Below are 6,290 nucleotides of genomic sequence, written 5' to 3'. Positions count from 1 at the left end.
CCCGCTGCCGACGCTATCCCCCTGCATCCCGCTGAAAACTAAGGCGCGACCGGGGTGGATTTGGGGGTATCGGCCATGGCAACATTCTCCACAAGGAGAAAAGGTAATCGGTCCCAAGCCGCACAGGGCCTTGCTCAAGCGATTGGGGCGACTGTCTTGCAGTCTCTTGCGTAAACACCAGGGGGCCAGGAAGACGTTGGGCCTTGCGGACCACACAACGATTCCCAAAGGCTTGCGGTTGCCCATATCGGGAAGTGCCCAAAAGGCCAGAGTCCGACTCTCCAAGCTCCATGCCCGTATTGCCAACATCCGGCAGGAGGGCTTACACAAGCTCACCTCACGGCTCAGGCGATGATTTCACCGCGTGCTTGTCGAAGAGCTGAAAGTGGGCAGCATGGAGAAGAACCGGTAATCTTGCCTGCTTTCTATCCGACATGGGTTTCTTCGAGTTTCGGCGACAACTGGAATACAAGGCAGAAAGGCGCGGTGGTTTGGTGCTTGTCGCTGGTCGCTGGTTTCCGTCCAGCAAGAGCTGTTCGGCATGGGGGAGGGTCCAGGAAACACTGCCGCTGACCATTCGCCAGTGGGTATGCCCGGAGTGTGGAAGCATCCACGACCGGGAGGTGAATGGGGCCAAGAATATCATGACGCATGGTTTGTCCGTCCTAAACGGCCCTATGGCGAGTTCTGCCAAATGTGAAGCCGGTGGAGAAAAAAGCTCTGGCCGGCGTTGCATGACGATGGTAAAACTGTCCTCTGTGAAGCAGGAAGTTAGCTTTGTTCCTCTCTGAGCAGGAACGAGTAAGTCTGACAGAACGGCTTTAACAGATTAAAAACATTTCAAATGGAACCCTTTTCAAAGAGATGATCAAAAGGAGAAGACTTATAATAAGAAAAAGAGCTGAATTGGAAGCTTTAGGAAATGGCAGCAATGTGGCATATAGCCGTGCTGGCTAAAAAAATGCTATAAATGGCTTTTTTTAATCAAAAGATATTTTGAGAGAACTGATAAAAAAGTCCTTAACTTTAGTCTCTAAGATGAAAAACCATTTTATTTTTGGGCTATGTATAGGTAGCCGAGTGTTAACAGAGAGATGAAGAGCATTATGGAAAGAAGAGAAGCAGCAAAGAGTTTGTTTTTGTTTCCAGCTTGTACCAATTTCCAAGTTATGACTGCTCTCCACAATAACATAAGGCTAAAGAGGATAATAAGGATAAAAGAAATAGGTAATACCAAAGGCAGTTTAGAAAAGTAGCCAAGGAGTATAGAAAGAACGCCCATGCCTCCTCCACTGAAAAGAGAAGTTTTAGCTTTTTGGGGATTAGACAAATACCCTACGAACCCAAGAATGAGGAGGGTTAGTCCATAAAGGATTAAGCCGGTGGAGATTCTTTCTGTCATATTTTAAAGAGCAACTGCTTTATTGTAAGGTAGAAAGCTCGATTTTTGAAGAAGGAAATGATTGTCTTGCTAATAAGACCATTTCTCGACATTGTTGTAGGAACTGATGGATCCCGCTGCCTTCGCGAGCGGATAGGGGCAATAATGGATAGCCAGTTTTTTGTTCAAACACATAGGCTTGTTGTTTGGCATTATCAATAGGTAGGAGATCTATCTTGTTTCCCACAACAATAAAAGGCTTTTCTAATAGTTTTTTATTATATTTTTCAATTTCTTCCTGCAGCATGTAGAAGACAGATATTGAGTCTGTCATCTGATCAGCAAGGTCAAGCACATAGACGAGGATACGGGATCTTTCTATGTGTCTAAGAAAGTAAAATCCAAGACCCTTTCCTAAATGCGCTCCTTGGATGAGTCCTGGAATATCGGCAAAGGAAATTCTTAAACCATCCTCATAACTAACGATGCCTACATGAGGCCTGATTGTAGTAAAAGGATAGGGCGCTATTTTTGGTTTTGCACTCGAAATCTTAGAAAGTAACGTCGATTTGCCTGCATTAGGCATTCCCAAAAACCCGATATCAGCAATAGTTTTTAGTTCGAGAAGAAACTGGCCTGATTCCCCTTCCTCTCCTTCCTCTGCATAGCGTGGAGCTTGATTGATAGGACTTCGAAACTGAAAATTACCTCTTCCGCCTCTTCCCCCTTTGCAAAGGATAAAACGCATGCCAGGTTCCAGCAGTTCGACCATTTTATCCATCGGCTCTCCGGGTTTGGGAATAGGCAAGAGGTCTGTGGAGGAATGGAGCAGGTGGTCTGCTGGTAGCCGGTAAACAACAACTCCTGGAGGTATCTCTAGCTCAAGGTTTTTCCCATCTCTCCCCTTTCTTTTTTTGCCTTTGCCTGCTTGCCCATCTTCTGCAAACTGGTGTGGGGAAAAGAAGAATGGGGTTAGATCCGAAACTTGAGGGTTGACTTTTAAGATAACATCACCCCCTTTACCGCCATCTCCGCCATCGGGCCCTCCATGAGGACGAAAGGCTTCTTGACAAAAGCTAACGCAGCCATTACCTCCTTTTCCCGCTTTGGCTAAAATCCGCACATAATCAGTAAACATGTTAATCAATTAATGAGGTTTTATAATACTATAGCAAAAAAAAGAGGAAAAAAAGGTAGAAAGGATGGGATCAAGTGAGTTCCCTCAGCGGTTTGACATGAACCACTCTTCTTTGTCCATCCCAAAAAACCTTGCCGTCCACAAGGGAATAGAGGGTAAAATCTCTTCCTATGCCAACGTTTTTCCCTGGATGAAATTTTGTTCCCCGCTGTCGTAAAAGAATATGGCCAGCTTTAACAATTTCTCCGCTGTATTCTTTTATGCCTAGTCTTTTACTATGACTATCTCTACCGTTTCTTGTACTGCCTTGACCTTTTTTGTGAGCCATAAAAACCTCTCCAGGTGTAAAGGGTTACTGATTGTCAGCTGGATAATGGATCTTTTTAACTTTGACAAGTAAAAGTTTTTGTCTGTGACCCACGGTTCGGTGGTAGCCTTTTCTGCGACGGAATTTAAAGGCCACAACCTTAGGTGCCTTTATTTCAGAGATACATTCTAATTCAACCGAGGCACCAGGAACAAAGGAAGTACCGACTTGCCTTCTTTTCCCATCCTCCACGTAGAGAACTTCCTCTATTTTAATCGTATTCTCTTGGGTAGGTTGCTGACGGGGCAATTCGATTGGGAATTGTTCTCCTTCACTCACCCAGTATTGCTTTCCCCCTGTTTGTATGATTGCTTTCATAAGTCCAAATTGAAGAATCTAACTAAAATGGAAGATAGTTAAAAATGCAAATGAAAATTTATATAATATCTTTTCGAAATCTATAAAGAAAAAAAGAAATATTTACTTTTCTAGTCGCTCTGTCTGGGTATCTTCTTTTAAGGGTGTTTCCTAACCCTCTTCTATTCTGTTTACTTATCCCTGAAAAAGGAGAACTATGAAAACAAAAAATATTACAGATTACCTTACACCTTTAGAAAATACGGCTCTTGAAATTATTGAACGGGTGCGAGGTAAAAACAGATTGAAAAAAGCAGTCAGGTATATTTCCCATCCTCTATTGCAGGCACTCAAAAAAGTGGGCACCAGCCATATTTATGTTGATACCGCTGATTTTAAAGAACTTTCAGATCTTGTCGTTTTTTCTGAAGACCAAGACCAGTGTGTTTACAATGCAGAAATCGATGGCAATACTACCAATCAGCCGCTTGTAGCAAAAATTTTCGATAGCTTCTGCAGAGAAGGTTCACAGGAAAGCCTCGAAGCATGGATAAAAGAGCTAAAAAAGGCTACTCCTTCCTTAAGTCTTTCTAAAGCTGCTAGCATTCTTTATACTATCCTTAATGGAAGAATAGGGATAGAAACCACCGAGAGATATGGAGTGGATAGGAGATGGGAAATTAGCCTTGAATTGCATACGGGACTAGCTGCCAGCATGGAAGAGTCCTTTAGAGCGGGGTGGTGTCTGCACACTAGCAATCCCAATTGTTTTGTCAAAGTTCCTTTTACACCGCACTTCCCCCACTGTTTTGTGATAGCTCGGGAGCTAGAGAAAGCGGGTATTGCCGTTAATTTTACGGCAACTTTTTCGGCAAGGCAAGTTGTTGCAGCGGCTCTACTGGCAAATCCACACCGCAGTAACGTGTTTATCGGTCGGCTCAGTCAAGGGCTAGAGTCAGATTTATTAGGAGAGCATGTGGTATTGGAGGCTCAACGACAGCTTCGAAACATAAGGAGTGCCCACGGAGTGCAAACTTTAAATATTGTGGCTAGCATGCGCCGGTGGCAAACATTTCCCCTTACAGCTGGCTGTGATGTCTACACTGCTCCATACAAAGCTCTCAAAGATTTCTTGGAACAAAAAGAAGTGCCTCCTGCAAATATCATTTCTCAGCAGCAGAAGAGTTATCTGCAAGAGCTACATTTAAAAGAAGAGGTATTGAATAAAGTTGGCAGAAAGCAGCTTGAGCGTCTTTTTGTGGTTGAGCCGCAGTTTGTTGAATTTCTTCTAGAGTTACGAAAGACTCCTGAATTTGAGAGGATCGATGGAGAAGGATTACAGAAAAAATTTGATCAAGCTGGATTTGGGGATTTCTTTTATGCACCTACTGTAATAGAGTGGAAAGAGCTGAGAAAATCAAAACTGCCAGATTTAAATTCTACATTGACAAAGAATATCGCAATGGATACACTCTATAGCCTTTTAGCTTTTGGTGATTTTTCCAACTTTCAGGAAAAAATGGATGCAGATACCATTCAAAAGATAGAAAAATCTTTTTAAATCATCTTTTTGGATTTTTCTTTTGGTAATTTATTCTTAAAATATAAAAGAAGCAAAAAAAGGAGTAAGAAATGACAGTTGCAGGTGATGGAAAAGCTGGAGCAAAAAAGAACAGGTGGTCTGCGGGGGTGACTCCCTATGCGGAGATGGGCTATTATAACGCTGACTACGTACCAAAGGATACGGATATTTTAGCGGCATTTCGATTTGTACCTCAGGAAGGAGTAGAACCCATAGAAGCTGGGGCTGCTGTGGCCGGGGAATCTTCTACAGCGACATGGACAGTAGTATGGACAGACAGATTGACTGCCTATGAGCATTATCAAGGCAAATGTTACCGAGTAGAAAAAGTCCCTGGAACTAACCAATATATTGCTTTTATTGCATATGATCTAGACTTGTTTGAGGAAGGTTCAATAGCCAATATGTCCTCGTCCCTCATCGGCAATGTCTTTGGCTTTAAAGCTCTAAAATCTTTAAGATTAGAAGACTTGAGGATTCCACCTCATTATACAAAGACCTTTCATGGACCTCCCCATGGGATCATGATGGAAAGAGAGTATCTCAACAAATATGGCAGGCCACTGCTTGGAGCCACTGTAAAACCCAAACTGGGATTATCTGCTAAGAATTATGGAAGGGTTGTCTATGAAGCTCTGAGGGGAGGACTCGATTTTACAAAGGATGACGAAAACATCAATAGCCAGCCATTTATGCGGTGGAGAGACCGGTGGCTTTTCTGTATGGAAGCTGTGAATAAGGCTATGGCACATACTGGGGAAATTAAAGGCCACTATTTAAATGTGACAGCGGCTACTATGGAAGAGATGTATGAAAGGGCTGAGTTTGCCAAGGAACTTGGCAGTGTGATTATCATGGTAGACTTAACCGCAGGATTTACAGCGATCCAATCGATGGCTAAGTGGTGTCGAAAGAATGGGGTCTTACTTCATCTCCATCGTGCCGGGCATAGTACGTATACTAGACAGAAAACCCATGGAGTGAATTTTAGAGTAATCGCCAAGTGGATGCGGTTGGCAGGAGTGGATCATATCCATGCAGGCACGGTAGTGGGAAAGCTAGAGGGAGATCTTCATTCGGTGCAAGGCTATTATAAGACATTAAGGACACAGTATACAGAACCCGACCCAATGCTTGGGCTTTATTTTGAACAGGATTGGGCTTCCATGCCAGGGGTCATGCCGGTGGCATCTGGTGGCATCCATGCCGGCCAAATGCATCTACTCTTATCGTATCTGGGTGAAGATACCATCCTGCAGTTTGGAGGTGGGACGATTGGGCATCCGGATGGGATTGCTGCAGGGGCGACAGCTAACCGCGTAGCTGTTGAGGTTATGGTGCAAGCAAGAAATGAAGGCAAAGACATCCTTAGGGAAGGGCCAGAAATTCTTGAAAAGGCCTGTCGGTGGAGCCCGGCACTAGCGAAGGCTATTGAAACATGGAAGGATATTAGCTTTGAATTTGAATCGACTGATGTGCCTGATGCAGTGGCGATGCCGACTGTAGAGGTTTAAAAACTTAATAA

The 6,290-nt window shown here is 43.7% G+C and carries 7 protein-coding genes; 3 read left to right on the top strand and 4 right to left on the bottom strand.

The genetic code is table 11. The features are described from left to right. The first annotated feature begins 434 nt into the window (after positions 1-434). Positions 435-791: a zinc ribbon domain-containing protein gene (locus A7Q09_RS11525; protein ID WP_134390984.1), complete on the top strand. Its 357-nt coding sequence runs from the start codon at positions 435-437 to the stop codon at positions 789-791. A 260-nt stretch (positions 792-1,051) separates the two neighbouring features. On the opposite strand, the gene A7Q09_RS08215 is transcribed toward A7Q09_RS11525, so the two are convergent. The 4 genes from A7Q09_RS08215 to rplU form a co-directional block, all read right to left on the bottom strand. After that, positions 1,052-1,402 (bottom strand): TMEM14 family protein, encoded by a 351-nt coding sequence (locus A7Q09_RS08215; RefSeq protein WP_134390983.1) that lies wholly within the window; start codon positions 1,400-1,402, stop codon positions 1,052-1,054. Positions 1,403-1,421: 19 nt separating this feature from the next. Then, positions 1,422-2,519, bottom strand: a complete 1,098-nt coding sequence (gene obgE, locus A7Q09_RS08210) for a GTPase ObgE (protein WP_134390986.1) — start codon at positions 2,517-2,519, stop codon at positions 1,422-1,424. Positions 2,520-2,589: 70 nt separating this feature from the next. Then, complete coding sequence (rpmA, locus tag A7Q09_RS08205; protein ID WP_134390982.1) at positions 2,590-2,847, bottom strand: 50S ribosomal protein L27; 258 nt, start codon at positions 2,845-2,847, stop codon at positions 2,590-2,592. A gap of 24 nt (positions 2,848-2,871) precedes the next feature. After that, positions 2,872-3,204 (bottom strand): 50S ribosomal protein L21, encoded by a 333-nt coding sequence (rplU, locus tag A7Q09_RS08200; protein ID WP_134390981.1) that lies wholly within the window; start codon positions 3,202-3,204, stop codon positions 2,872-2,874. Positions 3,205-3,400: 196 nt separating this feature from the next. On the opposite strand from rplU, the gene A7Q09_RS08195 reads away from it, so the two are divergent. Together A7Q09_RS08195 and A7Q09_RS08190 are read left to right on the top strand one after the other, a co-directional pair. Beyond that, a complete protein-coding gene (locus A7Q09_RS08195; protein WP_134390980.1) occupies positions 3,401-4,744 on the top strand; it encodes a transaldolase family protein in 1,344 nt (447 codons plus the stop codon). A 71-nt stretch (positions 4,745-4,815) separates the two neighbouring features. Next, positions 4,816-6,279, top strand: a complete 1,464-nt coding sequence (locus A7Q09_RS08190; RefSeq protein WP_134390979.1) for a form I ribulose bisphosphate carboxylase large subunit — start codon at positions 4,816-4,818, stop codon at positions 6,277-6,279. Positions 6,280-6,290 lie beyond the last annotated feature (11 nt).

The sequence above is a fragment of the Methylacidiphilum sp. Yel genome, from assembly GCF_004421185.1.
GTDB lineage: Bacteria > Verrucomicrobiota > Verrucomicrobiia > Methylacidiphilales > Methylacidiphilaceae > Methylacidiphilum.
The sequence above is the reverse complement of the archived record's forward strand: the minus strand, read 5'-3'. Positions and strand labels throughout refer to the sequence as shown.

Coding starts and splice junctions, on each gene's coding strand:
- obgE (WP_134390986.1), bottom strand. CDS start 2,519: ATGTTTACTGATTATGTGCGGATTTTAGCCAAAGCGGGAAAAGGAGGT.
- rplU (WP_134390981.1), bottom strand. CDS start 3,204: ATGAAAGCAATCATACAAACAGGGGGAAAGCAATACTGGGTGAGTGAA.
- A7Q09_RS11525 (WP_134390984.1), top strand. CDS start 435: ATGGGTTTCTTCGAGTTTCGGCGACAACTGGAATACAAGGCAGAAAGG.
- A7Q09_RS08190 (WP_134390979.1), top strand. CDS start 4,816: ATGACAGTTGCAGGTGATGGAAAAGCTGGAGCAAAAAAGAACAGGTGG.
- A7Q09_RS08195 (WP_134390980.1), top strand. CDS start 3,401: ATGAAAACAAAAAATATTACAGATTACCTTACACCTTTAGAAAATACG.
- A7Q09_RS08215 (WP_134390983.1), bottom strand. CDS start 1,402: ATGACAGAAAGAATCTCCACCGGCTTAATCCTTTATGGACTAACCCTC.
- rpmA (WP_134390982.1), bottom strand. CDS start 2,847: ATGGCTCACAAAAAAGGTCAAGGCAGTACAAGAAACGGTAGAGATAGT.